At 67.7% G+C, this 25,770-nt stretch carries 22 protein-coding genes; 9 read left to right on the plus strand and 13 right to left on the minus strand.

Annotated elements, in window-relative coordinates:
* Nucleotides 1-17: 17 nt before the first annotated feature.
* The 6 genes from F9278_RS27925 to F9278_RS27950 form a co-directional block, all read right to left on the minus strand.
* Nucleotides 18-479 carry a DUF6238 family protein gene (locus F9278_RS27925; RefSeq protein ID WP_152170770.1) on the minus strand — a complete coding sequence of 154 codons (462 nt, stop codon included), beginning with the start codon at nucleotides 477-479 and terminating at the stop codon, nucleotides 18-20.
* Nucleotides 480-520: 41 nt separating this feature from the next.
* The gene (locus F9278_RS27930) at nucleotides 521-1,990 is read right to left on the minus strand and encodes an SCO6880 family protein (protein ID WP_152170771.1); all 1,470 of its coding nucleotides are present in this window, start codon (nucleotides 1,988-1,990) and stop codon (nucleotides 521-523) included.
* 91 nt (nucleotides 1,991-2,081) lie between these two features.
* Nucleotides 2,082-3,467 (minus strand): SCO6881 family protein, encoded by a 1,386-nt coding sequence (locus tag F9278_RS27935; RefSeq protein ID WP_226967334.1) that lies wholly within the window; start codon nucleotides 3,465-3,467, stop codon nucleotides 2,082-2,084.
* 37 nt (nucleotides 3,468-3,504) lie between these two features.
* Entirely contained in the window at nucleotides 3,505-4,203 is a 699-nt protein-coding gene (locus F9278_RS27940; protein ID WP_152170772.1) for a hypothetical protein, read from the minus strand.
* On the minus strand, nucleotides 4,203-4,511 hold the full coding sequence (locus F9278_RS27945) for a DUF6112 family protein (protein WP_152170773.1): 309 nt from the start codon (nucleotides 4,509-4,511) through the stop codon (nucleotides 4,203-4,205). Before F9278_RS27945 ends, F9278_RS27940 begins: the two co-directional genes overlap by 1 nt.
* A 158-nt stretch (nucleotides 4,512-4,669) precedes the next feature.
* Nucleotides 4,670-5,797: a C40 family peptidase gene (locus tag F9278_RS27950; protein ID WP_404819026.1), complete on the minus strand. Its 1,128-nt coding sequence runs from the start codon at nucleotides 5,795-5,797 to the stop codon at nucleotides 4,670-4,672.
* A gap of 585 nt (nucleotides 5,798-6,382) precedes the next feature.
* Between F9278_RS27950 and F9278_RS27955 the strand changes: the two genes are divergently transcribed.
* A complete protein-coding gene (locus tag F9278_RS27955) occupies nucleotides 6,383-7,132 on the plus strand; it encodes a DNA-methyltransferase (RefSeq protein ID WP_152170774.1) in 750 nt (249 codons plus the stop codon).
* Nucleotides 7,133-7,226: 94 nt separating this feature from the next.
* On the opposite strand, the gene F9278_RS27960 is transcribed toward F9278_RS27955, so the two are convergent.
* Nucleotides 7,227-8,168 (minus strand): DUF5655 domain-containing protein, encoded by a 942-nt coding sequence (locus tag F9278_RS27960; protein ID WP_152170775.1) that lies wholly within the window; start codon nucleotides 8,166-8,168, stop codon nucleotides 7,227-7,229.
* Nucleotides 8,169-8,447: 279 nt separating this feature from the next.
* Between F9278_RS27960 and F9278_RS27965 the strand changes: the two genes are divergently transcribed.
* The 6 genes from F9278_RS27965 (at nucleotide 8,448) to F9278_RS27990 (ending at nucleotide 15,159) form a co-directional block, all read left to right on the plus strand.
* A complete protein-coding gene (locus F9278_RS27965) occupies nucleotides 8,448-8,651 on the plus strand; it encodes a hypothetical protein (RefSeq protein ID WP_152170776.1) in 204 nt (67 codons plus the stop codon).
* Between the two features lie 38 nt (nucleotides 8,652-8,689).
* On the plus strand, nucleotides 8,690-9,349 hold the full coding sequence (locus F9278_RS27970) for a restriction endonuclease (protein WP_152170777.1): 660 nt from the start codon (nucleotides 8,690-8,692) through the stop codon (nucleotides 9,347-9,349).
* A gap of 68 nt (nucleotides 9,350-9,417) precedes the next feature.
* Nucleotides 9,418-10,815 (plus strand): competence protein CoiA, encoded by a 1,398-nt coding sequence (locus tag F9278_RS27975; protein ID WP_193241669.1) that lies wholly within the window; start codon nucleotides 9,418-9,420, stop codon nucleotides 10,813-10,815.
* A 123-nt stretch (nucleotides 10,816-10,938) separates the two neighbouring features.
* A complete protein-coding gene (locus F9278_RS27980) occupies nucleotides 10,939-12,477 on the plus strand; it encodes a UvrD-helicase domain-containing protein (protein WP_152170779.1) in 1,539 nt (512 codons plus the stop codon).
* Nucleotides 12,478-12,689: 212 nt separating this feature from the next.
* Nucleotides 12,690-14,468 carry a hypothetical protein gene (locus F9278_RS27985; RefSeq protein ID WP_152170780.1) on the plus strand — a complete coding sequence of 593 codons (1,779 nt, stop codon included), beginning with the start codon at nucleotides 12,690-12,692 and terminating at the stop codon, nucleotides 14,466-14,468.
* A gap of 82 nt (nucleotides 14,469-14,550) precedes the next feature.
* Nucleotides 14,551-15,159 carry a hypothetical protein gene (locus F9278_RS27990; protein WP_152170781.1) on the plus strand — a complete coding sequence of 203 codons (609 nt, stop codon included), beginning with the start codon at nucleotides 14,551-14,553 and terminating at the stop codon, nucleotides 15,157-15,159.
* A 114-nt stretch (nucleotides 15,160-15,273) separates the two neighbouring features.
* On the opposite strand, the gene F9278_RS27995 is transcribed toward F9278_RS27990, so the two are convergent.
* From F9278_RS27995 to F9278_RS28005, 3 genes are all read right to left on the minus strand, one after another.
* Nucleotides 15,274-16,857, minus strand: coding sequence for a UvrD-helicase domain-containing protein (locus tag F9278_RS27995; protein ID WP_152170782.1), 1,584 nt, complete (start codon nucleotides 16,855-16,857; stop codon nucleotides 15,274-15,276).
* A gap of 127 nt (nucleotides 16,858-16,984) precedes the next feature.
* A complete protein-coding gene (locus tag F9278_RS28000; protein WP_450372093.1) occupies nucleotides 16,985-18,217 on the minus strand; it encodes an IS701 family transposase in 1,233 nt (410 codons plus the stop codon).
* Between the two features lie 43 nt (nucleotides 18,218-18,260).
* Complete coding sequence (locus tag F9278_RS28005; RefSeq protein WP_152170783.1) at nucleotides 18,261-18,770, minus strand: hypothetical protein; 510 nt, start codon at nucleotides 18,768-18,770, stop codon at nucleotides 18,261-18,263.
* A gap of 178 nt (nucleotides 18,771-18,948) precedes the next feature.
* On the opposite strand from F9278_RS28005, the gene F9278_RS28010 reads away from it, so the two are divergent.
* Nucleotides 18,949-20,010 (plus strand): DUF6083 domain-containing protein, encoded by a 1,062-nt coding sequence (locus tag F9278_RS28010; protein WP_226967335.1) that lies wholly within the window; start codon nucleotides 18,949-18,951, stop codon nucleotides 20,008-20,010.
* 202 nt (nucleotides 20,011-20,212) lie between these two features.
* Nucleotides 20,213-22,534, plus strand: coding sequence for an SF1B family DNA helicase RecD2 (gene recD2 / locus F9278_RS28015; RefSeq protein ID WP_152170785.1), 2,322 nt, complete (start codon nucleotides 20,213-20,215; stop codon nucleotides 22,532-22,534).
* Between the two features lie 148 nt (nucleotides 22,535-22,682).
* Here recD2 and F9278_RS28020 read toward each other — a convergent pair whose 3' ends face one another.
* The 3 genes from F9278_RS28020 to F9278_RS28030 are packed head-to-tail and all read right to left on the minus strand — an operon-like array spanning nucleotide 22,683 to nucleotide 25,689.
* A complete protein-coding gene (locus F9278_RS28020) occupies nucleotides 22,683-22,922 on the minus strand; it encodes a DUF397 domain-containing protein (RefSeq protein ID WP_152170786.1) in 240 nt (79 codons plus the stop codon).
* On the minus strand, nucleotides 22,919-25,267 hold the full coding sequence (locus tag F9278_RS28025) for a tetratricopeptide repeat protein (protein ID WP_152170787.1): 2,349 nt from the start codon (nucleotides 25,265-25,267) through the stop codon (nucleotides 22,919-22,921). The genes F9278_RS28020 and F9278_RS28025 overlap by 4 nt, the downstream gene beginning before the upstream one ends.
* A complete protein-coding gene (locus tag F9278_RS28030) occupies nucleotides 25,264-25,689 on the minus strand; it encodes a hypothetical protein (RefSeq protein WP_152170788.1) in 426 nt (141 codons plus the stop codon). The genes F9278_RS28025 and F9278_RS28030 overlap by 4 nt, the downstream gene beginning before the upstream one ends.
* Nucleotides 25,690-25,770 lie beyond the last annotated feature (81 nt).

A 25,770-nucleotide genomic window follows, 5' to 3' on the forward strand; every position in this document is an offset into this window, starting at 1 on the left:
AACTCCTCGGGCGGTGGTCAGTGGCGGATGAGGCCGGTGAACGGGTCGTGCAGCTCGGCCGGGGTTGTCTGGCGACGGACCCGGGCGGCGGTGGCGAGATGCCGCTGACAGATCGACAGCTCCGGAGCACCCTCGGGAAGACCGGCGCGACACGCCTCCGGGCTGCGCGGTTGGCCGGAGTCGGGGTGGGGTGCAGCGTGGTACGCAGCGTGGAGGTGCTCGGCGGCCTGCCACAGCCGGGTCCGTACGGCGCGCAGGTGGTCGCCCTCGGCCTCGGCGACGACAGCCGTGCGCGTGGTGTGGGCGTCGAACAGGCCGTGCAGGGAGATCAGATGGGCGTGCAGGGAGTCCAGCTCGGTGCGGCTGGCCGCGACCGTTGCGGCGGGGATGTTGATGCTGCGGTGGAAGTCGAGCGCGGCGGTGGCGAACGGTACGAAATCCGGGGCGAGGTCGGGCAGCGGCGGCTGCGGGGTCAGCATGGCGATGCCCTTCGGCAAGGTGCGGGTGAGAGGACGGAGCGCTACGGACGGGCCAGAGGCAGGGCCGCGTTGGTGAAGGCTTCGGCCTGCTGCCAGGTCAAGCGACGCAGATCGACCAGCGCGGCGACGGCGGCGGTCTCGACGGCGGCGCAGGCGGCGTTGAGCTGTTCGTCGCTCTCGGCGGAGACCGTGAGCAGACCGGTCAGGGCGACATCGGCGTGGCCTGCGATCAGCTGCCGCTCGCGCGCCTTGATGTCCGCGTACTCGACCGAGTCCTCCTCGGAGTCGACCTGGCCCTTGCGCTGCCGCTCGGCGGCGTCCGCGATCACGGTGGCCTTCTTGCGCTGGACGTCCTTCAACGCGGCATCGAGGCCCTTCGGCGCGTAGGTCAGTGAAAGGGAGCGGCGCACGCCGGACGCGAACAGCAGCTGGTGCAGGAACCCGGGGCTGGTCTCGATCCGGGGCCAGTTCTCGATCCAGAACACCGCGTGGTGCGCGGTGTCGGTCTGGATCTGGTCGGCCTTCTCCACCAGGACCACGGGTCCGGCGGCGGCAGGGTCGGCCTGCGGGCGCCCGGAGGCCGACCAGCGGTCGAGCGCGGCGGACGCCTCGGGGTCGTACGCGGTGCGCACCACGGCGGCGATCTCGTTGCCGGTGAGCCAGCCGGCGGGGGTGAGTCCGGCGTTGCGGGCCGCCTGGTCGAAGGTTGCCGTCAGTTGGGACAGGACCGCGAAGGCACCGGTGAGTCCTCCTCCGGCCTGGTTGATCAGCCGTCGCGCTGCCTTGAGGTCCAGGGCCAGGGCGACGTACGCCTCGTGCGGCGCGGCGGCGGGACCGGCGGCGGCCAGCAGATCGGCGTAGACGGGGCCGGCGAGGTGGGTGTCGGGGCGGCCGTGGTCCTCCCAGTAGCGGTTGAGCGCGTCGCCGGAGTCCGGGACGGTGCGCTCCAGAACCTGGATTCGGGCGATGTGCCCGGTGCGGGCCAGGGCGGCGAGGGCTCGGCCCCATCCGGCGACGTTGGCGTTCTGGGTGGCCGGGTCGAGGAGGGCGAAGGCCCGGCTGGAGATCTTCACGACGGCGGTCAGGGTCTGCTGATGCGGGTCGTGGACGGCGCCGACGCGGCGGTCGGGGGATGCGACCACGCGCAGGGAGGCGGCGGTGCCGGGCAGGTGCAGCAGGCCCTCGCGGCGCGGCCGGGTGGAGGGCCGGGCGAGCCAGAGCAGCTGGCCGCGGGCACGGCGCAGGGCGTACCGGAGCACGATGGGGGACCAGTCGGCGAGTGAGCGGCCGTGGTGCCGGGCGAAGACCGCGACCGCGATCACCGCCCACACCGGTAGCAGCTTGAGGGCCCCGGTGACGCCGGCGGTGAGCAGCACCGCGAGAAGCAGTAGACCGGTGGCGGCCACGACGACGAGCTGGGCGGCGGTCAGGCCGAGCAGCACGCCGCGCCGGGAGCGGTGCGGGAACTTGACCGTGGCCGGGGCCTCGGCCGGTGAAGTGTCGGAAAGCATGGCGAAGCCGTCCTTGAAGCGAGATGCAGAGACAGAAGGAAGGGGGCGGGCCGCCGCCATCGAGGCGGCCCACCCCGTGTGAGCCCAAGGGCTAGGAGCGCGATCCGCCCGGCGGGTTGGGGTAGACCCATTGCTGCGGTGTCGCCGAGCCCTGCGGAGAGGGACCGGTGCCGGACGAGGCCGCTCCTCCAGATGCGGCCGGAGGCCGTAGCGGAGTCGGAGAACCCTGGGGTTGCGGGCCCGTGGTGGCCTCGGCTGCCGCGGAGCCCGACGCCGCCGGGGCGTTCGCCACGGTCTGCTGGCCGGGGCGCTGGATCAGCGGCTGGCCCCGGTCTCCGTCGGTCGGCGGGCGCTTGATGAGCGGAGTGCCCTTGTCGCCGGTGGCGTTGGGGTCCTCGCCGTAGCGGAACCGGACCTGCTTCGGCGTACCGGTGCTGCTGTTGCCGCCGGTGGGGTCGATTCCGGAGGCGACCCCGCCCGAGCCCATGCCCGGCACACTCGCCGGACCCTGCGGAGCGGGAGTGCCGGTGCCGGCTTGGACCGCGAGCTGCCCGGCGGTCTTGGCCCCGCGGGCGGCGGTGACGACGCCGGAAGCCCCGGAGCGGTGCAGGTCCTCACCGCCTGCGCCGTCGGCGGCCCAGTGCACGAACTTGTATGTGGCGTACGGGGTGAGCATCACCAGGGCGAGTACGACGATGCCGGCCATCGCGTCCGACAGGGCGGACAGCCCGTCCTTCGCATCCGCCTTGCCCATGGCCGAGACGCCGGTCAGGAACACGATCGTCATCAGCAGCTTCGAAACGACGAGCGTGGCGGTGGCCTCGATCCAGCCGCGCCGCCAGCGCTTCGCCACCTCCCAGCCGCCTCCGGCCCCGGCGAAGACCGCCAAGGTGACCAGGATCAGGATGCCGACCTTGCGGAAGACCATCACTCCCCAGTACATGAACGCGCCGATGGCGGCGCCGAGGGCGACCGTTGCCTGGACCAGCCAGCCCAGTCCTCCCAGTTGCCCGAACTGGCTGACAAAGACCACGCGACGGACCGCGTCGGAGATGCTGCTCTTGGCGAGGGTGAACAGGCCGTCCGACAGGGCATCGACGACGGTCAGAGCGACGGTGGTGAAGGCGATCGCGGTGAAGGCGAAGAAGACGCCCACGATCGTGCCCTTCAGCGCGTCGAACAGCGACTCGCTGTCGCGGCGCCAGGCGGCCCGGATCAGGGCCAGGCAGAAAGTGCCGATGGTGAGGATCAGCCCGATCGGCAGCAGCAGCTCGTAGTTGTCGCGGAACCAGGACGCGTTCAGATTCACCGTGGTGGTGGCGTTGATGCCCTCGGCGGCGAGGTCGGCCGCCGAAGCAGCGAGCTCACCGGTCGACTTGGCGATCCAGGCGCCGATGCCATCGGTGATGGCGTCGCCGACCCCGCTGGTGACGCTGTCGCAGACGCTGGACATCAGCGGCAGTACACAGACGTTCACGGCCATGGCAGATGCCTCCCTTCTTTCTCGTGCAGGGTCAGGGGCTGACGCCCGGAGCGATGCCGGACAGCGCGCAGCGCTCGTCGGGACGGCACTGAACGGCAAGCGTGATCGAGCGGGATTCGGCACCAGCTCCGCCGCCGTCCCAGGCGATGGACTGGGTGCCGGTGACGGTGACCGCGTAGACGTACGCGGTCGTGATCGCTCCCGGGTTCTCGTTGAGCGCGGCCGTGAACGCGGTCGGGATGTGACCCTCACTGATGCGGGCGGTGGCGTACTGGCCGTTCGTCCGCAGCTGCTTCCACAGATCCTTCGTGGGCAACTGGACGGTGACTGAGGACCAGTCGGCGTACTTCTTTTTACTGGTCATCCACGCCTTCAGCCCGGCCAGCTGCTGCGGCTGTGACAGTGTGCGGGTGTCGTAGGACCACAGGGCCTTGGCGAACGCCTTGCCGAAGACCACCGGGTCGGTTGTCTTCGGCGGCTCGGCCACCGAGCCCTTGCCGACGGGCACGGAGGCTGACGGGGACGGAGCAGCGCTGGTCGTTGCTGCCGCTGAGCCGGTCGCGCTCGGGGCGGAGGGCCGGGCCGTCGTGCGGCCATCGCGGGCGAGGTATGCGATCAGCCCGGCGACCGCCGTGAGGACGGCCAGGACCGCGAGCCCGGCCAGTACCCGGCCGCGTACTCCTGATGCGCTGCTCGGGCGTGCGTGCGTGGCGGATCGATTCGCTGGCATCAGTGGACCTGCGAGCCGAGAGCTGAGAAGAACGTGACGATCCCGTTCGCGGCGCCGAGCAGCAGCGCGCAGCCGGCGGCGACCGTGGCGCCCTTCTTGCCGTTGGCCTCGGCCTGGTGCGAGCCGGAGTGGTGGCCCCAGGCCCACACCACGGCGGAGACTGCCAGGGCGCCGACGACGGCGATGATGCCGAACAGGTTGATCGAGGAGATGACGTCCTTCAGGACAGACAGGCCAGGCAAGCCGCCTTCCTTCGGCGTCACACCCGGGTCGTAAGCCAAATAACGGACGTGGTCGGCAAAGTTCATGTGAACTCCAGTTCGAAAATGGGTATGCGGAGATGCCCTGGCAGGGCGGAGCGGAGGGAGGGGGAAGGCGAGGCGACGGCCTCGGAACCGGGGGCTACAGCCCCGGAGTCACGGCGGAGCGCTAGGGGACAAGAAAGGGGCGGCCGGGGGCCGTGCGCTCAGGCGACGATGCGACGCACGGCCAGTACCTGGGACTTCCAGGCCGCGAGTGTCGTGATCCGGACGACGTCACCGGTGCGCGGCGCGTGCACGATCAGCCCGGAGCCGATGTACATCCCCACGTGATCGGGGTCTGCGGCGGTGCCCTCGGTGAACAGCAGATCTCCCGGCTTCACCGCCCCCAGGGAGACGGCTTTGCCCTCCTTGACCTGGGTGTAGGTCGTACGGGAGAGCGTCACGCTGGCGGCGGCGTACGAGCGCTGCATCAGCGACGAGCAGTCACAGCGCGCCATCGGGTTCAGGCCGTGCGAGTCCGTGCACGAGCCACCCCACTGGTACGGGGTGCCGAGCTGGCCGAGCGTCCAACGGATCGCGGTCCGTACCTTGGCAGGCGCGTGGGCGGGAATCTCGTAACCGTCCGGCAGCGCCCCGGCGGGAATCGTGCCGAAGCTGGCGCCGTCCTCCCCACCCTCGGCCGCGCAACCAGAGGAACCGGTGGCGGCAGTCGCCGTGTCGGTCGATTCACCAGAGTCATCCGCGGAGCCCAGGGCCTTCGCGATCGCCGACTGCAGGGCGGTGGCGAGGTCTTCCCACTTGGCGTACGCGTCCGGGTAGCCGGAGCGCTGGACCTCCTGCGCGGCCTGCGCGATGGTCAGCTGCTGCCACCCGTCGACCTTCAACAGATGTGTATAGAACTGCGTTGCCGCGTACACGGGATCCTGGATTTGCTCGGCGGTGCCCCAGCCCTGCGATGGACGCTGCTGGAACAACCCGAGTGAATCTCGGTCCCCGTACGACAAGTTCCGCAGACCGGACTCCTGCAGTGCGGTCGCCAGGGCGGCCACCTGCCCGCGCGTTGGCACCTTGAGCGCGACGCCCGTGGCGACGATGGTCTTCGCGTTCGGTATCTGCTCGGCCGGATTGCTCAGGCCCACGATCGAGACCGAATCGCCCCTACCGCCGTTCAGAATCGACTCCACCTGCCGCGCTACGGCCGCGCTGTCCACAGCCTGTGTACTGCTGGCCGTACATGCCGCCGCATCCTTGGCGGCTACGACAACGAGCGGGGCGGCCAGTAGCAGGGGACCGGTGGCGACCAGGCCCACCATAGCGCCGGTCGTCTTCACGGCCACCGCCGCAATACGAGGCTCTGAGCATGCTGCATTTACAGCTCCTTACTGTGGTGGCGCGGCGCCGATCTCTCGTGGAAAAGGTCACCGGCGCCGCGCCGGTGTGAATCCGAACCCCCGAAGGGGCGTGAGGAATCAGGTATCCAGGGCTGCTAACTCCCGGAAGCGGGTGATGTCATTGGGGCGCGGCAGCCAGCCGCGCTCGTAATCTCAGGCAGCACATCGGAAATGTGTCCCCTCGCTCGTCGATAACACGCCTCAACTGTGATGCGGGGACTGCCGCGTTGGACGGGACAGCACAGAACAACACAGGTCAGTAGGAGTGGAGGCGGGCTCCTTCCTGCGAACACGGCGAGACAGTAGACACGATTTCCGGCCGCACCAAACGACCTCTCGATCCGGCCCGTTCTACGTGCGATTGACGGGCTCTGGCCTCGTTGGGTGCGGCCGGAATTAGCCGCTAACCTCCGGCCCATCAACCGCCCCGAATGGCTGCTCTTGTGCCGCCCGGAGCCACCATTGCGCGACTCCCGAAGGAAAGCGCGCCCCACGACTGAATCCCCGGAAAGCGAGAACTCCCGGATGCCGTACACCCTCCACCGAGGCGACGCACTGACCGTACTCGCCGGCCTCGGCGACGACAGCGTCGATGCCGTGATCACCGACCCGCCGTACAACAGCGGCGGACGCACCAGCTCTGAGCGCACCAGCCGCACGGCGCGCTCGAAGTACACCTCCGCCGACGCCGAGCATCAGCTGGCGAACTTCCCCGGCGAGAACCGCGACCAGCGCTCGTACGGCTTCTGGCTGAGCCTGCTGCTCACCGAGGCGTACCGGGCCACCATCGAATCCGGCGCCGCGCTTGTCTTCACTGACTGGCGGCAGCTGCCGACGACGACGGACGCCCTTCAGGCTGCCGGCTGGACCTGGCGCGGCATCGCCTCCTGGCATAAGCCAGTCTCCCGCCCGCAGCGGGGCCGTCTGAAGCAGTCCTGCGAGTACATCGTGTGGGGCACCAAGGGCCCGGTCGACGCCGACCGAAACCCCGTCTACCTGCCGGGCCTCTACACCGCGAGCCAGCCGAGGAAGGACCGGGTGCACATCACCCAGAAGCCGGTCGAGGTGATGCAGGAGCTGGTAAAGATCTGCCCGCCAGGCGGGACCGTCCTGGACCCCTTCACCGGATCCGGCTCCACGGGGGTCGCCGCGCTGAGGGAGGGGCGGCAGTTCGTCGGGATCGAACTGTCCGACCACTATGCAGACATCGCCGAACAGCGACTGTTGCGCGCGCTGACCCAGGACGACTTCGAACTGGCAGGCCCCGAAGAATGAGACCGGACCACGCCAGACCGCCGCCCCTGAAGGCATGCAAGACGGGGCCGGTGTGCATCGGAACTCCGATGCACACCGGCCCCCGCGATCTGGGTCAGCGGCCTTCGATGCTTCGCCGGACGAGGTCGCCGGCTCTCGACAGGTCCTCGTGTGACCGGATCCGCAGCTCCAGAGGGCCAGTCCCCAGACAACCGATCTTGCGTACGTCGCGGGCGAAGCCCTCGACCAGTTCGACCGTGTCGGGATCGACCGCAAGCCGGACCACGAGGGTGTGGCTGCGTGGCTGGAAGCGGACGGTCGCGACGTTCTTGATCCGTCGGTAGGCGATGTAATGCAGCTGGAACTCCTTCTGCACATCGACATGGGAGATCAGCATCGCGTCGAGGTCGGCGTACAGGTCCCGCAGCGACTGAGGCGACTCGTCGTAGAACTGCCGGACCGACTTGACCGTGGAGCCGGCACCCCCAGGACTCGCCGAGGATGCACTCGTGTTCGTGGGCGTGCCCGGAGTCCGGGACGGTGTTGCGGAGCCCGTCACGGAGGTGACCAGTTGCAGAGCCAGCAGGCCCCCGCCGAAGTCCCGGTAGCTCACGAGGTCGATCCGGCGGCCGATCTCCTCCAGCGCGTTCGTGTCGTGCGACGTGAAGTCTCCGGCGATGCACACCAGGCGCGGGTTGCTCCAGTCGACCGAGCCAGCCGCCTCGTCGCCCAGCCGCTCCTTCACCAGGCTCTCGAACTCGTGTCGGTGATCCCTCAGCCACGACAGGTACGACAGCGCCTGAGTGATCACCGCCTTGCCATTCGAACGCTTGTACTCAATGATCACCGGGTTACCGCACTCGTCCAGTCCCAGTGAGTCGATCCGCCCCCGGTGCCGCGCACCCGTGCCGTACTCGGATGCCAGGAACCGTATGCCGAGCATCGCTTCCATGTTCCGCTCGATCAGCGTCTGCAGGTGCCGCTCCAGCGCCACCGCCGCTCCCGGGATCTCGGCCGCCTGGCCGTCCCGTATGCGGAACAGCTTCAGATCGTTCACTGGCTTCCCCCGTCCGCCTCGATGGCCTCGCACGGAACAATCGATTCCGGGCAGGCGCGTATTCCGGACACTGTGGAAGTAGGGGGCTGGCCACCGCTGTCCCGGCCCCGACGGGAGTCGCGCTAGGGGATCGGACACCTGCGCGATCGGATCCGGACAGCGGCAATGGGCTCTGTATGAGGTTGACTTGATGATCCGTCATCTCCTGTCAGTGGTGCCTGCTACATCAGTAAAGGACGGGCTGTACGAAGGCAGTCCGCTGGTGTGGAGGGGGTCCGTATGGCGTCCAAGGGCAGGCCGGGGATGCACTACCGGCGCGGGGGCTGGGTGAAGAACCCGACGCCGAAGAAGAAGAGCGGTGCGTGGATCGCAGCGGCCGTGGTCGTGGTCCTGCTGTACGGGTGGCTGAACGGTTGCATCAACGGGGACTCCAAGGACGACTCCTCGCCCAAGCCTGCCGCCTCCTCGTCTGTGAACCGGTGAGCCGCCTGATTCCCTGGCCTGGCGTTCCCCGTCCGCGCATGCCACGGGACCGCGCCGAGTGGATCGCGGCCGGGGTGATCCTGGCCGTGGTGGTCCTCGCTCTCGTGCAGTTCGGCTCTCCGATCGCCGGGGCCCTCCTGCGCGCCTGGTACGTGCTGCCCCCGATGGCCGTCGGCGTTGGTGTGACGCTCGTGGTGCGGTGGCAGCGGCGGGCGGCAACTGAGCGGGCCCGTGCCGTCCGGCTGGCGAGCCTGCGGTTGACGCTTGAAGAACTCGACGCGCTGGATCCGACCGATTTCGAACTCGCGGTGCGCGACTTGATGGCCCGCGACGGCATCGCCGCCCGGCACGTTGGGCAGCAGGGTGACCAGGCTGCCGACGTGATCGGCAAGGACACCATAGGGCGCACGTTCGTCGCCCAGTGCAAACACACCACCAGCGGCGGCCGGGTCACCTCCCGCGTGATGTATGAGGTGAACGGTACGGCTGGCCCCGCCCACGGAGCTGACATCGCCGTCGTGGTCACCAACGGGACGTTCACCCGCGACGCACGCGCCTGGGGAGACCGCCACCGCGTCTACTGGATCGACCGGGACCGCCTGCGTCAATGGGCCGAGGACGGGGCCTCCCTGCAACGGACCCTGCGCCTGCCGGCGCGGAGCCGACCCCGATGGCCAGCGAGCGAACCCACAGCCTGAGCGTGAGGAGCCCGTCCGGGTGCAGCACACCGGAGGCCGCACACAAGACCCTTGCCGAAGGGAGACGTATGGCGTTCACCGCCATCCATCCAGAGCACGGACGGCTTGATGCGACCCGCAGCGATCTGGGCTGCGGGCTGGACTGGTCGCAGGTCTACCGTGTCCGGCCCCGCGTCTCACTGACATGCCCCGAGTGCGGCTGGGACGTCCACGCCAAGCGCTCTCCGCGCCGGGCACGATACTTCGCCCACAACCCCGGCAGGCCACCGGACTGCCAGCTGTCGAACGAGTCCGTCGAGCACCACCTGCTGAAGCTGGAACTGGCCACGGTGGTACGAGCCTCCGGCTGGCATGCGGAGCTCGAAGTGCGCGCCCCCGACGGTTCTTGGCGGGCCGACGTCATGGCCTCCGCACCCGACGGAGGCCGCCGCATGGCTTGGGAAGCCCAGCTCTCCCCGATCACCCTTGACGACCTGCGGGAGCGGACCGGCCGGTACACCGACGCGGGCATCGGGGTGTGCTGGGTTTCACCGCGCGACGAGGGCGTGCCATGGCTGGGCGCGGTGCCGGCCGTGCGTGTCACCCCACCCCCGCAGGGCGTCGCTGCGTGGACGGTAGCCGACGGCATCGCGCAGTTCGACGAAGACCGCGGGGCCTGGATCCGGGTGGATGGGACCGAACTTGGCGTCTTCACCCGCTGGGTGCTCAACGAGCAGCTATCGCCTCACCCAATCCTGGCGCGGTATCGCCGTATCTACCTCACACGCGGCGGCGCCATGGCCCGTCGCGGGATGATCTGGACGACGGCACGCTCCACCGCCGCCGAGGCCCGGCACGAGAAGAAGCGGCAGCGGCAAGAAGCATGGAAGCGGGAACAGCAGCAGCGGGAGGAGGAAGCGGAAGAGCGCAAACGGCAGGAGGAGGAAGCCCGGCGGCAGGAAGAAGAACGCCGTCGCAAGATTGAGCAGGAAGCCGCCCAGGCCGAGGCGCGCGAGCGGCATCGGCTGTTGATGATTGAGCTGGAAGCCGAGCGCAAGCGTCGGGAAGCTGAGCGGCGGGAGAAAGAAGAGCAGGCCCGGCAGGCCGAGCAGGAACGGCTGGAGAGAGAACGTCAGGAACGAGAGGCCGCTGCGCGGTGGTGGGCGGAGCTGTCCGTCGAGCAATGGCGGGAACTGGTCGACGCAGTGGCCGCGCTGTCGCTCAAGGAGAAGTCTGCCAGAGCGGCGCCTCGCGACAACCAGACTGTCGTGGAATACGCCTACGGTGTTCCGTTGTACGCGGCCGGCAGGCTTTACGGTGTCGTGCGCCCTTATCCCGCCTCCGTGCCCCGATGGTCCTTTCACCGATCGACACGCGTCTTCGTCCGGAACGCGCGTGAAGCGGAGCTCGTCATCGAGCAGGGCGTGGACGCTGCCAATGTCGTCCACTTCGACTTGCCCGACTACGAACAAATGCACCTGTGCTGACCCAGCCGGGCGCGGGCCGTCATTCGAAGGGGCAGCGGATTCTGTGATCGCCGGACGCGAACCATCTCTGTGTGTCACCGTGCGATTGCGCTGTGAAGCCGCACCCACCCTTTGAGGAGCACGATGCCCACACCCACCCACGAACAGAGCACGGCCGTCGATACCTTCCGGCGCGGGGACCACCTGGTCCTGCAGGCCGGCGCTGGAACCGGGAAGACGACGACGCTGGCGATGCTTGCGGCCAGTACGACCAAATCCGGCCGGTACATCGCGTTCAACAAGTCGATCGCGAGCGACGCGGCCCGCAAGTTCCCCAGCAACGTGCGGTGCAAGACCGCGCACTCGCTCGCCTTCGGCGCCGTGGGCCACAAGTACGCGTCCCGGATGGATGCGCCCAGGGTGCCTGGCTGGAAGACCGGCGCCTCCCTGGGCATCGCCGTCAACATGCGTATCCGCATCGGCGAGCGGAACGTCACCAACAAGGCGCTCTCGTACACCGTCCTGCGGACCGTCACCCGCTTCTGTCAGTCTGCGGACAGTGCCATCCAGCGCCACCATGTCCCGCGCCTGCGCGGCATCGAAGCCGAACACCTGCACGCCCAGCTCGTAGACGTCGTGCTGCCGTACGCCAACCAGGCGTGGAAGGACGTCCAAAACCCCCAGGAAGGCGTCGTCCGCTTCGACCACGACCACTACCTGAAGATCTGGGCCCTGACCGAACCGAGGATCCAAGCGGACTTCCTGCTGCTCGACGAGGCCCAGGACACCAACCCCGTTGTCGAAAAGATCTTCAATGCCCAGCGCAACCACACCCAGCTGGTGATGGTCGGCGACTCGGCCCAGGCGATCTACGGCTGGCGCGGTGCCCGGGACGTGATGAGTGCCTTCGATGGCACCCAGCTTGCCCTGTCCCAGTCCTTCCGCTTCGGCTCCGCGCTCGCCGAGGAGGCCAACCGGTGGCTGCACATCGTCGAATCCCCGATCCGGCTGACCGGCACCTCGGCGATCAACACCCGCCTGGAACGCGTCCAGGAACCGGACGCGATCCTGTGTCGGACCAACGTCGGCGCGATGCTCGAAGTCATGCGCCTGCTGGAGGAAGGCCGTCGCGTCGCCCTCGTCGGCGGCGGCGAGGCTCTTCGCGCCCTTGCCAGAGCGGCCCGCGACCTCAAAGCCGGCAAGCGCAGCACCCACCCCGAGCTGATCCTCTTCGAGTCCTGGGGCGAGCTCCAGGAATACGCCGAATACGACCCGTCCGGCCGTGACCTGCTGCCGTTGGTCGACCTCGTCGACGAACACGGCGTCGACGTCATCCTCGACGCGGTGGACAAACTCTCCGTCGAACGGGGCGCTGAGATCGTGGTCTCCACCGCCCACAAGGCCAAGGGCCGCGAATGGGCTTCCGTCCGCATCGGCGAGGACTTCACCGAGCCGATGGATCAGGAAGAGACGGACGAGAACGGCGACCCTCTGCCTGGCGACATCGACGACGCCGAAGCCCGCCTCGCCTACGTCGCTGTCACCCGAGCCCGCCACCGACTCGACATCGGCGGTCTGGGCTGGATCAACCAGCACCCCGACGGCAACCCCGGCGGGACACCTCCACGTCAGGACCCCGAACCCCCCTCGCCCTGGGACACATTGGGGCCCTCTGCGAACTGAGACGCCACATCAAGGTGTGCCCGTCGGCCACGGGCACACCTCCACGCGCTGTTACGGCGTCACTGGTTCAGCCAGCCTCGTAAGCAACAGGGCCCTGCGCCACCGTGCGCGCAACGGCAAGCGGCGATCCTCGTATGAGGCCCCTTTCCACCGGTGAGCGGCCAGGCAAGCACCGATCAGCAATGTCAGCGGGGGCTTTTACAGTGGGTGACGTGACCGACCTTCCCGAACCGCAGCCGACCGTCGATGACCTCTCCAACCTCATCCCGGCAGTCATCCCAGACGACGAGGCCGATCCCGAACTGGTGACCATCGGTGAGCGCTATTGGGCCTTGGCCGGCTTCGCCCCGGATTACGGCACACCCGTGTGGTGCGAGAAGACCAAGGACATCGACACCGCCGGTTGGGGTCACCAGATTTACGTCGTCGCGGCGGCCGGCGTACGGGCCGTTGTCCCCGGACGGAAGTGTCCCGAATGCGGAGGGCCGCTCAGTCTCGCTTCCCGGACCGCTTTCCAGCAGGTCTGCGACGGCAACGACCCCGCCTGCGTGGAGTGCACCGAATCGCTCCTCCTCGCGGTACGTGCCGTCCTTGATCCTGCACGCAAGGCCAAGCGGGAAGCGGCCAAGGCCAAGGCACAGGCACAGCAAGCCGTCGACGAGGCCCGCGCCAGGTGGCAGCAGGTCCAACAGGAGACCGTCGCGAAGCAGTACGCGGCCGTCTTCCCGTCGGAGCACACCACACTGCCCGTTGTTGGAGTTCGGGACATGATCGGCGCCCTTGCGCTGCTGCGCTACGCGCCCTCCACGTCGCCCATCTCCGAGATCAGCGCATGGCCGGACCCGCTGCACCCGGACACCAGCAAGATCGGCTCACTCCTGGGGGCGCTGGTGCGAGCGGGCCTGCTGAAGATTCACCCCTCCAGCCCCGTCACAGCCTTCGTCTGGGTGCCGGAGACATTCAAGGATGCCCTAAGTGAGGCTGAAGGTGATCTGTGCGCGGTTGCCACGCCAGAGCTCACCAGCAACTTCTATCCGCTGACGGCCCGGTATTACGCGCCCTACGGCACAAGCCCTGGGAAGGCCGTGGAGACACTCGACTCCCACCTGGCCTCCGCTCTGGACCCGGCCGGCATGACCGCAGGGCACCACGACGACCTCTTGGCCGTTGCCCAGGAGCTCATCGCTGAGGAAGCCCTGCGCTACTTCTCGAACCGGCTGGCAGAAATCCATCTCCCCGCTGTCCCGGAGAACCACTCCGCCCGTCTCAGCGAGGCGGCCTACAAGCTCGCCGAGCACCGAACGCTCGGCGAGATGTACAACCTTGTCTGGCGGGCGACCCGGGCAGCAGCCGAAGCCGCGCAGAAGAACCCTCGGGCTCCGCGCCCCCACATGAGCACTCATGCCACCAACCAGTTCGAAACCCATGCCCACCGCGCGGTCGCAGACCCAGACTGGGAAATCAAGCCGTTCAACGAGATTCCAGGCCACGGCCCGGCGGCTATGACCCGGGCGCTCTTCTACAACGTCCTCGACAGCAGCCCGATCGACACTAGCCTCCCTCAGATCAAAGAAGCTCTACCCCCTCCCATCCCGTCGACCGCAGAGAAGCCCTCCGCTCCGTCGGACGACGATCAGCTGACCATCACGATTGAGTGGCTCGATGCCTACCCCAACAGCTGGAATCCCGAGGATGTCCCCGCTGCGCTCAGCATCCTCAAGGAGAAGCGGGAGGAGACCCCGGAATGGCACTTCGAGGGCAAGATCCTGGCCCGCGGAGCGGCACAGCTGCACCGCCTCTATGAACGGCTCGCCCCCACCATCGGTACGAGACAGGCAGCCCTGGCTGTGCTCGGCGCCACGGCTATGCTCGTCCACCCGGTGACGCTCAAAGACAGCTCGCTCACCAACGGTGAGTGGATCTTCGGCAGACTCAGCGGCCTCCTCCTCGGCATCCCAGAGGCGGACTCCGACGACGAAGACGACGCCTGACAAGGGTGACGTCGCTTTCCGGTCCTCCGGCTCGTTCTACCTGGTGGCCTTGCTACGCAGCACCACCAAGGAGAAGCCAGAGATGAATGAGACCCTCGCCGGCCAGAACGGAAGCGAACCAAGCATGGAGCAGAGCGAAGCTGTCCGGCGGGCCGGCGAAGAGCTCCTTCGTGTTGGTGGCGATTGCACCACCCGAGCGGAGCTTCTCGACTACATCGCTGAGTTGGCACATGTCGCCTCCGCCATCCGATACGGGTTGATCAATGCGGCGTGGCGGGCGTTGCTCGGTGGCGGCGCGCCTCTTGACCAGCGCCCGGCGACAGGAGAGGTCGAGCGTGTGCTCTCGCTGAGGGCTCCAGGCGCGGACGACAGACACCCAGCTGAATCCACTTTCATGCATGCGACGGCCGACGCCCTGAAACTCGCGGAGTGCCTTGGCCATGTGATGGAGACAGCGTGGACTGCTGGGATCAGCGACGAGACACGCATTGCCGTCGGCGAAGCTCGCGGCCGAGGTAAACGTGACACGGTGAACCGGGTCATGCAGGCCGTCAAGGACGGTCTCCATGCGTCCCTTCCCGCTGACCTCGTCGAGGAGACAGCGGCAGCGATCGCGAATGCCATGCGCAGTCCCCAGAAAGACAAGAAGGACTCGGCCAGCTCTGCGCAGGATCTTCATTCGGGCCTCTGACCTGGGCAATTGCCCGCTTGCTTGGGCCCGAACCCGATTTCCCGAGGCTGGCCTTGACGCAGGGCTCATCCGGTCAGGTCCCCTCGGTCGCGTGATGGGCGCGGATCGCGAGTGTTATAGAGGGGAGCGGGCCGCTCCGGCTGGAGGTACGGGCCCGAGCTTTTCCCATGGTGAAGAAGGCGCGTTTGGGGCGGGACCGTTACCCAGGCCGCCGTCGGGGTGATCGTTGATCCAGCCGAGACCGCCTGGGTCGAGTTGGCGGCGAGCTCGGGTGACAGCGACGTAAGCCAGGCGGGCCTCTTCCAGGTTGAGTTCCTTGGGCAGGGGGTTGCCCTCTTCGTCGAACTCGTTGCTGGGGGCAGGCTCGAAGTCTGGCGCGATCCGTACGGATGGCCATTCGCGGCCTTTGGCCTTGTGGGCGGTGGAGACGATGATTTCCGCCTGGGCTTCCGGGCTGAGGCGATGTACGGCGTCCAGGATGACTTCGACGCCGTGCTCGTCGATTACGTCGACGAGGGGCAGCAAGTCCTGTCCGGACGGATCATAGGTGGCGTACTCCTGCAACTCGCCCCAGGTTTGGAAGAGCACAAGTTCGGGGTGGGTTGTGCGGCGCCCGGCTTTGAGATCAGCCGCAGCGTTGGCCAGGGCCGCCAGGGCATCGCCGCCTCCTACCAGAGCGACCCGGCGGTTGTTGTCGAGCAGATCGAGGATCTCCATCATGGCGCCGACGTTGGTGCGGCACAGGATCGCGTCGGGGTTCTCGACCGGCCCGATGAGAGTGTCGATGTCTGGGGTGCCCTGCAAACGGATCGGTGCTTCCACGATCGCCAGCCAGCGGTTGGCTTCCTCCGCCAAGGCTGGGCCGAACCGGAAGGACTGCGAGAGGGAGAGCTGGTCGCCGTCGAAGTCGGTCATCACGTCGCGTGCTCCCCGCCAGCCGTAGATGGCCTGGGCGGAGTCGCCGACCATGACCAGCTGGGCGTGCATGCGCTGGTTGGTGAAGACCTCCTCGATCACCGGGTTGGTGTCCTGCGCTTCGTCCAGGAGCAGGTAGTCGGCATGGATCTTCGGCTTGGCCAGGGCCCACATTTTCAGGTAGTGGTCGTGCTCGAAGCGGACCACGCCTTTGTCGGGATTCTGCAGGTCCTCCCAGGCCTGGCGGGCGTAAGGGAGGACGATGTTAGCCAGCTGGAAGTGAAAGTGCTGATCCTCCAGGCCGCGGAGCACAGGGACGTGGTAAGGGCGGAAGTCCGTGTCGACCGAATAGCAGAACCGCTTCACGGTGCGCAGCACGGTGTATGAGAGCGCCTTGTTGGTCACCTTGCGGTCACCGATCCGCACGGACATGTTGACGGCGATGCCTAGAGCCTCGCCCGTCTTCCAACTAGGCCAGCGAGGGGCGTTGAGCCGCTCGACGTAGCGGCTGCCGACAGCCGCGAAGGCAAGGGAATGTGCGGTCCTGCAATTCACGTTGGCCGGGAACTTGCCGCGGGCGTCCATGGCGATTGACGTGTTGTACGCCATGTACCGGCCCCGTCGGCGGTTGCTTCGGGCCAGCATCACGAGGGTGGTGGTCTTTCCTGTGCCAGCACCAGCCTGCAGTACGAGGTTCTGGCCTGAACGGAATGCGGCGAGGGCTGCCTCCTGTACTACAGCCGTGACTCGTGATCTCGTCTGTCGCGGGTGGTGTAGTGGCAGCGTTGTGCGCGGGTCTGGTGGGTGCGGCGCCAGCGTGACTGCTTGATCACGGTTGCCGGCGGTGGGGGTGCGGTGGCCCAGAGGAGCCGGTTGAGCAGGCGGCGGATCTCTTCGGCGGTGTAGCGGATCAGCTTTTCAACAGCCCTCGGTGTTCCCCCTTTTCGGAGGTCCTGGCCGGATCGGTCGGCGTGGGCAGGTCGGCAGTGCTGTCGGGTTCTGGGAGGTGGCGGGTGCGGGTGTCGGTGATGGTCAGGAAGGCGAGGGCGGCCATGGACAGGGTGATGTGGCGGTGCCAGGCGTCCCAGGTGCGGACTTCGTAGTGGTCCAGGCCGCAGTCGGACTTCGCGGTCTCGAAGCAGTCCTCGATACTCCAGCGCAGGCCCATCACGCGCACGATCTCGCCGATCGGGGTGCCGGCCCTGGCGTGGACGGCGAAGTAGGCGATCCGGGTGGGGTCGGTGACCGAGCGCCGCACCAGCAGGAGATGGACGTAGCCGCGGCGGGGGCCGCCCTCGGCGCCGCCGGGCCAGGTGACCTCGGCCAGTGCCCAGTCGTAGGAGCGCGGCCCCTTGGCGCCGGCTCCGCACGAGCGGCGCTCGAACAGGAGCGGGACGGCGGCGGCGAACGCATCCACGCGCAGGTTTCCGGTGCCGCGGGTGTGCACGGTCTCGTCGACCGGGACGGCCATGACGTAGGGGATGCGGCGGCGTTCGAGGGCGGCACGGAGCTTGCGGTCCTGGCCGTAGGCACTGTCGGCGGCCACCCATCCGAACGGGACCCTGGCCCGGCGGCACCGTTCGACCATGCGCCGCCCCAGTTCGGGCTTGGTGACCACGGCCTTCGCGCGGGGGCGGGGGATGCGCTGGAGCTGGCAGCGACCGGCGTCCTCGCACCATGCGGCCGGTAGGTACAGCTCGCGGTCGATCAACGCCCTGCCGGTGTCGGTGGCGTAGGCACAGAACACCGCGACCTGGCAGTTCTCGATCTGCCCGGTGATCCCGGCGTACTGCGGGGCCACCCCGGCCGACATCCGGCCCTTCTTCAAGAACGCTGTCTCGTCCAGCACCAGCACCCCGTCCGGGCGGGCCAGGAACTGCACGACGAACAACCGCAGAGCGTCGCGGAGTTGATCCGCGCACCAGGTCGAACGCGCCAGGAACCACTGCACCCGGTCCGGCGTCGCGTGCCCGACATGCTCAGCGATCTGCCAGCCGTTTTTCCGCTCGACCGGCGCGATCAACGCCTTCACATACGACATCGCCATCCGGCGCGGCTCGACCCGCCCGAAGACCCCCGCCAAAGAGGCGAAGAAGTCATCGAACCAGCCCGCCCAGACCAGCACCGCCCGTTCCGTATCCACGAACCGGACAACGCGTCACACACGGACCGGACACGGGAACGAGTCACGGCTGTAGTACCTGCTCCCCTGTCGGAGCAGGGCGATGGCGGGGTACCGGGAGACGTCGTTCGCGGCCCGGCCTGTTCTGAATACTTGGCGCGAAGCCGGAGGACGGCGGGATGGGAGCGGAGGTCGGCCGATCGAGATGACTCCTCTGCGAGTCAGGTGAGGTCGGCGGTGCCGTGCGTTCGGACTCGCCCGCAGTGGTAGCCCGCAGTTGCTCCAGCCAGCTACGCGCGAAGGCTGCTGCCTGCTGGGTGACGTCCAGATTGGCGCCCACCCGGCTGCGTACGCCGATTTCGCGGTTGATGCGGTTGTTGATCTCTGGGTAAGGCAAGCCCAGGCGCCGCGTCAGTTCGCCGACGAGACGGCGCAGTTCGGTCTGAGGGTGGAGCGCCGCGGAGCGGACCTGGACCGGCGGCATCTCGGAAGCTGGTGTGAACAGCGCCATCTGGTCGTCGTCGGGCCGGGCTGACTGCGTCTTTCGCTCCCCCGAGGGCGGTTCGCCGCTCATCCACGTCTCCCTGAAAGTATCCGTTTGAGCGCAGAGGGTAAGTCTTCGGCGCGCCAATCTGGAACCGTAAATCACCCGAACAGCCTAAAACCGGAGATATCAATTCGCGTTGGATGAAGTGGCCGTTGGTGAAGTCCAGCCTTTGCCCTGTCTTTCGGGAGCCGCCGTGAGTTCATGGATGCGGATCTGGCACAGCAGTCAGTCCAAGACGCCAGTCAAGAACTGTGTCGAGCATTGCACTTGGTGTGGGAACTCCGTCGAGTGGCATGACACTTTTGAGGGAACTCGTGTCCCGATCATCCCGCGGGAGTTTCCCATCCGGACGGTGCCTCCCCGGTACCGCTGGCACCTGTCGAACGGTACCGCCTACTTGGGAGCCAACCCGCGAGATTATGGCTACTGCCGCGTCAAGCACTCCTCGGTCTGTCCAGCCGTCGAACACAACGACCTTGATCCCGCCATGCAGCCCTTCGTGCGCGCCCTAGCCATCCGCATGCAGAAGGCGATCGCCGAGGGCTCGTTCGTGCCGGCGCCGGTCGGGCCGCGTGGAGAGGCCGAGGTGCAGGAACCCGATCCGGCCACTGCGGAAGAGCGTGGCGGTACTCGTCACGTCATCAAATACAGTGGCTTCCTCCGCATCTGCCCCGGCCCTCTTGACGAGCTGGCCTGCGTGGCTGCGACCGCCGAGGGCCGGTGCGAGGGGTTGGTCCTCGACGAGGGCGAGGGGTACTGGGAACAGATCGAGGCTCCCCATTTGCCCGGCCGCGCGGGGCAGATGACCTTGCTCGACCTCCGTGGTCGGGCGTGGGTGTGGAGTATCGACATCATCGACTTCCAGCATGCACTGCGATGGCTGCGTCAACGCTGCCACGACCACGGGAAATACGGGTCCTATCCCGATGCGTCACCCATGGAACTGGTCACCTTCGACCCATACAGGCACGGCGACTTTCTCATCAGCGAACGCCCCGCAGGTTACCGGGCCTCGCCCGTCCCAGGGTGGGAACTTTCCCCGGGCACGGCGAAACGGCAATGCTGCGCCACGGAGGATTGCCACAACAGCACGGTTGTCGCTGTCGAAAAGAGCTGGCTGTGTTGGCAGTGCGAGAGGCGAGCCAAACGCCGACGCGCCGTCCATGCCAAGTGGCAGGCCAGGGCATCAGAGGCCCAAGCGCTCTCCACCGAAGAGGAGTCGGCGGTCGGTGATCAAGACATCACGGGCGGCAGCATCCCGTTCTAGCCACCTTCCGGCTGGAGAGGTCCAGCTACGCACGAGAAGCGGATCTGCCGTACCAGCAAGCAGATGTCTGGTTGGGGAGGCGGCCTGCTGAGGAGAATCGCCAAGTCAGGGGACATCTGGCATCAAGATCCCGGCGCTGATCCATCCTGAAAAGCACAGTGTTCCGTAACACTCACCGCGCGCACTTCCGGAGGCAGAACCCGTGTCCGATGAACTGGACTCGAACCTTTCCGATGCGGTGGAGGGAGTAGTCGAGCACCTATTGCATGTCAGCTACGACGAGCGCACGGTGCTGCGGTTGACCAGTACGGCGGACGACGATCCGAGCATCACTGTGGTCGGAAAGGCGCTCTTCGGCGTGCGGCCAGGGGAGAGCGTGCGCGTGAGCGGCAGATGGACACAACATCTCCGCTATGGCCGTCAATTCATCGCCGAGCGCTGCGATCGCAGGATGCCCGCCGACGAACGGGCCATCCGGATGTATCTCGCCTCGGGCATGATCCGGGGTATCGGGCCGACGCTCGCTGGAGCGATCGTGGACCGGTTCCGTGACCAGACGCTAAAGATCATTGACGCCGAAGCGCAGCGCTTGCTGGAAGTCCACAACATCGGCGACATCCGGCTGGCGCGGATCACCGCAGCGTGGCAAGAACAAAAGTCCATCGCCGAGATCATGGTGTTCCTGCAGGGGCTGAATCTCACTCCCGCGCTCGCGGTAAAGATCTACACCGCATACGCCGATACCGACGACGACCCCATGCACATCGTCCGGCACACTCCCTACCGGCTGTGCCGCGATGTGCGGGGCATCGGCTTCGACAAAGCCGACAAGATCGCCCTTGCCTTGGGCGTTCCGAAGCACAGCGACGAGCGTCTGCAGGCCGCGCTCACGCACGAACTCAACCTCGCTGCCGGCCAGGCAGGACACTGTCACCTGCCCGTACGGGTTCTGCTTTTCCGGACCCGCACGCTGCTGAAGGACGACGACCCGGCGACCGCCGAGATCCTTGACGACGTGGTGTTGCGCCACGCCTTGAAAGCACTGTGCGACCACAACGAGGCGATCATCGAAACCCTGCCGCTGCCCGCGAGGGACGGCAGCGGCACTCTGGTGGACACGGAGATCGCTGTACTCCCACGCCTGCACCGCGACGAGACCCAGCTCGCTCACCACGTACGGCGCCTGCTCAGCGCCCGGTCCCTGCTCGCCGAAGTCGCCCCCTGGGACGATCGGTTGGCTGGGTTGACCACCACCGAGACGTCCGGGCTGACTGAGGAACAACACCACGCGATCCTCACCGCCCTCACCAGCCCTGTCTCAATCCTCACTGGTGGCCCAGGCTGCGGGAAGACCCACACCCTGCGCACCCTTGTCGAGATCGCCGACGAAGCCCACGCGCTCGTGGCGCTCGCGGCGCCCACGGGAAAGGCCGCGAAGCGACTGGAAGAAACCACCGGCCGGGACGCGATGACCGTCCACCGCCTCATCCGCCCCCCGGACGGCCACACTCTCTTCGACCACTCCAGCCCTCTCGACTCCGCCGATCTCATCGTTATCGACGAAGCATCCATGCTGGATACCGCCCTCGCCCGCAAGCTCACCGCCGCCATCCGCGACGGCTGCCACCTGCTGCTGGTCGGCGATGTCGACCAACTGCCCAGCGTCGGCCCCGGGCGGGTACTGCGCGACCTGCTCGACGTGGAGGACGTCCCTCGCACGCGGCTGACCCGAGTCTTCCGCCAGCACGATGACAGCGCCGCGATCGTCCACAACGCCCACCGAATCCTCCGCGGCGCTCTGCCCGAGGACGACCGGAAGGCTTTCTGGAACAGGCACGTTCCCGACCCGGATGAAGTCGCCCAGCGCGTAGTGGACTTGGTGGCCGACCTCATGCCCCGTCACTTCGGCGTGCTTCCCACGGACATCCAGGTCCTGTGCCCCGGCAAGAAGAACATCGCCGGAATGACCGACCTCAACCTGCGCCTACAACTCCGGCTCAACCCGCCGTCCGACGACAAACCCCAGCACTACCACGACGGCATCGCGTTCCGTCTCGGCGACCGCGTCCAGCAGATCCGCAACAACCCCCACCGCGGGGAGACGGGCATCTTCAACGGCAGCAGCGGCACTGTCACCGCTCTCGACCTGGAAGCCCACCAGCTCACCGTCACGTTCCACGATGCCGAACAGGCCGCCTACCCGTTCGCGGAACTCGACGAACTCATCCACGCTTACGCGCTGACTGTCCACCGCTCACAAGGCAGCGAGTACCCGTACGTGATCGTCCCGGTCCTCAGAGAGACCGGCGATCTGCTCCTCCAGCGGAACCTGCTGTACACCGCTGTCACTCGTGCCCGCCAAGGAGTCATGATTATCGGACATGCCGAGGCAGTGGAGCGAGCGATTGCCAACAATCGCACCCTCAGGCGCAACACCGCCCTGACCCACCGCATCACCACCGTTCAGCCGACCGTGCCGGCACCACGACGGAATGCGACTACCGGCCAACTCGCCTGGGACTGAACGTCATCGATGAAGCCGTCGGAGTAGCCCAGGCGTCGAAGATCGTCGAACTCCCTCGGTGCTCCGCCGAGGGACGAGTGGCGCGTTCCGCCCACCGGCACGCCACGATCGGTTCACACCTGTAGGCCTGCGTCGAGCAGGCTGGTACCTAGATCGGAAACTCTCCTCGCCGGACTGCGGCTATGAAGTTCAGCCATACCTCCGCTTTGAAAACGATCATTGAGTCGTCAGGCTCTTTGGAGTCCCGGACAGGGGCCTGGCCCGGTGGGGGGGGGGTAAGTATTTCCAGGCAGGCGTTCTCGTTGCCGCTGTAGCTGCTCTTGCGCCAGACGCGGGTGATCGTTTCGTTCAAGGCTGCCTGTCCTTGCCGGGTGACGGAATCGTTCATGCGTTCTCTTCGGTCGTGGCCAACTCATACACCTCGCGGCAGTTGAGGGTGCCGGGATGTTCGGGGCCCAGTACGCGTGTGCTGGCCGCGAGGGTGTGCGCCACGAGATCTCGCGCCTGCCGGTGGTTCCCAGCGCCGATGAGGATGCGGGCGAGCCGGGTCTGGATGGCCAGGGTGTGGGGGTGTTCCGGCCCGACGACGCGCTCGCGGGCTTCCGCCACGGTCCTGGCGATGTGCTCCGCTTCGGGCCAATTGCCCTGGCGGAGCAGGATGCCGGCCAGGAGATCCTGAGCGTTCAGGGTCCGCGGGTGCTCTGGGCCCAGGACGCGTTCACCGCCGCTGACCGTGGCCCGGGCGAGGGCCTCTGCCTCGTCCAGCTGGTCGTTTCTGGAGAGCACCCAGGCCAGGGCGATTCTGCTCTGCAGGGTGTGCGGATGCTCTACGCCCAGGGCGCGTTCGCTGAGTGCGAGGTTGGGCCGGGCGAGGGCCTCGGCTTCTGCCCAGCGCCCCTGTTCGCCGATGGCGTCCGAGAGACAGGCCCGGCTCTCCAGTGTGTCGGGGTGCTCCGGCCCCAGGACACGGTGGCGACCGTCTGCCGCACGCCGCATGTGCTGCTCGTCCTCGGTGAATCTGCCGAGCCCGTACAGCGCGAGACCGAGCGCGTGGGCGCTGGCCAGGGTGTCGGGATGGTCGGCGCCAAGCAGGGTTTCGCGGGCGTCCAGGGTTTCCTGGTGGAGGTCGGCGGCTTCGGCGAACCGGCCGGTTCCGGTGAGTGCTCGGGCGAGCTCGTGCCGGTCGGTCAGCGCGTCGGGGGTCGTCTGACCCCGTGTGGCGGCGGCAGCCGCTTCACCGAGGGAATGGGCGGTCGCGTAGTCGCCACGTGCGTAGCTCTGGAGGCGCAGCCCGCGGACGACGGACAGCGCGGGCTCCAGGGCCGAGCCGCTCATGTCGGCGCAGCGCCGCAGCAGTGCCGTCGCGTGCGGAGCAAACAGGCGAAGGCTCTGGCTGTCGATGTACTGGCCGTCGTTCGTGGCCAGGAGCTGCGAGAGGAGTTCGGCCGCGGCGGTTAGCACGATGTCGCGCTGGTCGAGCGGGATCCGGGCCGCGACGGTGTCCAGGAGAAGGGCATGGGCCTGCACGGTCCGTACGGCAGGTCGGCCGGAGTCTCCGGGGACATGGTGGAGGGAGACGAGCGACTGCGATTTCAGCCCCATGACGGCGCTGTTGGCCCGGCCACCGGTCAGGGGAGGATCAGCCTGCGCGAGGGCCGTGGCATCCAGCCGGGGCGGGGCGAGCAGGCCGACCGGCAGAGGATCGGGGGCGTAGCACGACAGGATCCGCAGCACTGTGGTCGCCTCAGGAAGACCCTGCCGGTGCAGGGCGTCCAGGGACAACTGCCAGGTGCTGCTGATCAATCGGCGCAGATCGCGTTCACCGGGCTCGGCGCCGAGGTCCAGGACGGTGCTCGGATCGTGCCGCAGGCGCTGGAGGTAGTCGTGCACGGTCACTGGTTCCAGGACCTGCTGGCCCAGATAGGTGCCAGCCAGCATCAGGGCGAGCGGATGGCAGCCCAGGCTGTGCGCCAGTTGCTCCAGCACGGCCAGGTCTGCGTCGCCGACCTGGAAGTCCAGCAGCACATCTACGGCGTCCGACACCTCCAGTACGCCGAGTGGGTGCGATGCGGCACCGTGCCACAGCGGGGCGGCGCCATGCCGGGTGGTGACCAGTACGGTCCCGCGCGGGCTTGGGCGCAGCCACCCGGGCTCCTGAAAGATGGAGGGCTCGTCGGCGTTGTCGAGAACGAGGAGCCAGCGTTCGTCCGAGCGGCCGAGGTAGTGCCAGACCAGGTCTGCGGCCGGGCGCCTGCCCGCCCGGGCGGCGTCGACCTCGTCCTGGGAAGCGCCCCGGTCGGTGGCCACGGCGAGCATGCCGGCGCGGAACGAGGTGGCGCTGGATGCGTTGACCCACAGCCCGGTGAGACCGTGCCCGCCGACCGCCTCATCGAACACGGTCAGTGCCACCGCGGTCTTTCCGCAGCCCGGCATGCCGTGCACGATGTGGATGCCCTTCGGCTCCGGCTCGTTGCCCAGGACCGCGGCCAAGAGCGCGCGCCGCAGATCGCGCCGGTCCCGAATCGGCGAGTGCATCCGGGCGGCCAGAGGCACGCGCACCGAATCCGGCCCCGCCCACTGCTGATCCCCCAGGGCGCCGAGGGTCGCGGCAATGTGGGTGTGGTACTCGGTGATGTGCTGGTCACGCTCCGCACGGAACAGTCGGCCGTGATCGCTCACGGCGGTGCGCGGTGCCGACACCTCGGACTGGTGAGGTTCCACGCCCTCGGTCACCGCTCGGTGATGTGCTGGTCACGACCGGCCTGATAGACGCGGCCACTGCCGGAGACCTCGGCACGCATGTTGACCACGGGGGCCCGAACCTCCTGCTCTGCGGGGAGCAGAGCACGGGACTCTTCCAGGACACGGAGCAACTCCTGCGCAATCTCCGGATCGGCGATCAGCAGGCGGCGCAGCCGTCCCTGCCACTCGCCGGCGAGAGCCTGCTCGCCAAGTGTGTCGCCCTCCTGCCGAGCGGCCAGGATCTCCGCTCGGGTTACGTCCAGCTCATTGCCGACCTCGTCGGCCTGACCAGGGCGTACCCGTTGCCACAGTGCAACGACGCCGTCGCGCGTGTGCTGCCAGACATCGGTCGCCATCAGGGCCACGACAGTGGCGCTCGCGGTCTGCGCCATCACCGTCAACTGCGGATCCATGCTCCCCCCGAACCAGCTGTACCTCGCATCTGCCCAATGATAGGCGGCGGTTGGCATGAACGGGCCGTGATCTGCTCCTCG

The sequence above is a fragment of the Streptomyces phaeolivaceus genome (assembly GCF_009184865.1).
Lineage (GTDB): Bacteria > Actinomycetota > Actinomycetes > Streptomycetales > Streptomycetaceae > Streptomyces > Streptomyces phaeolivaceus.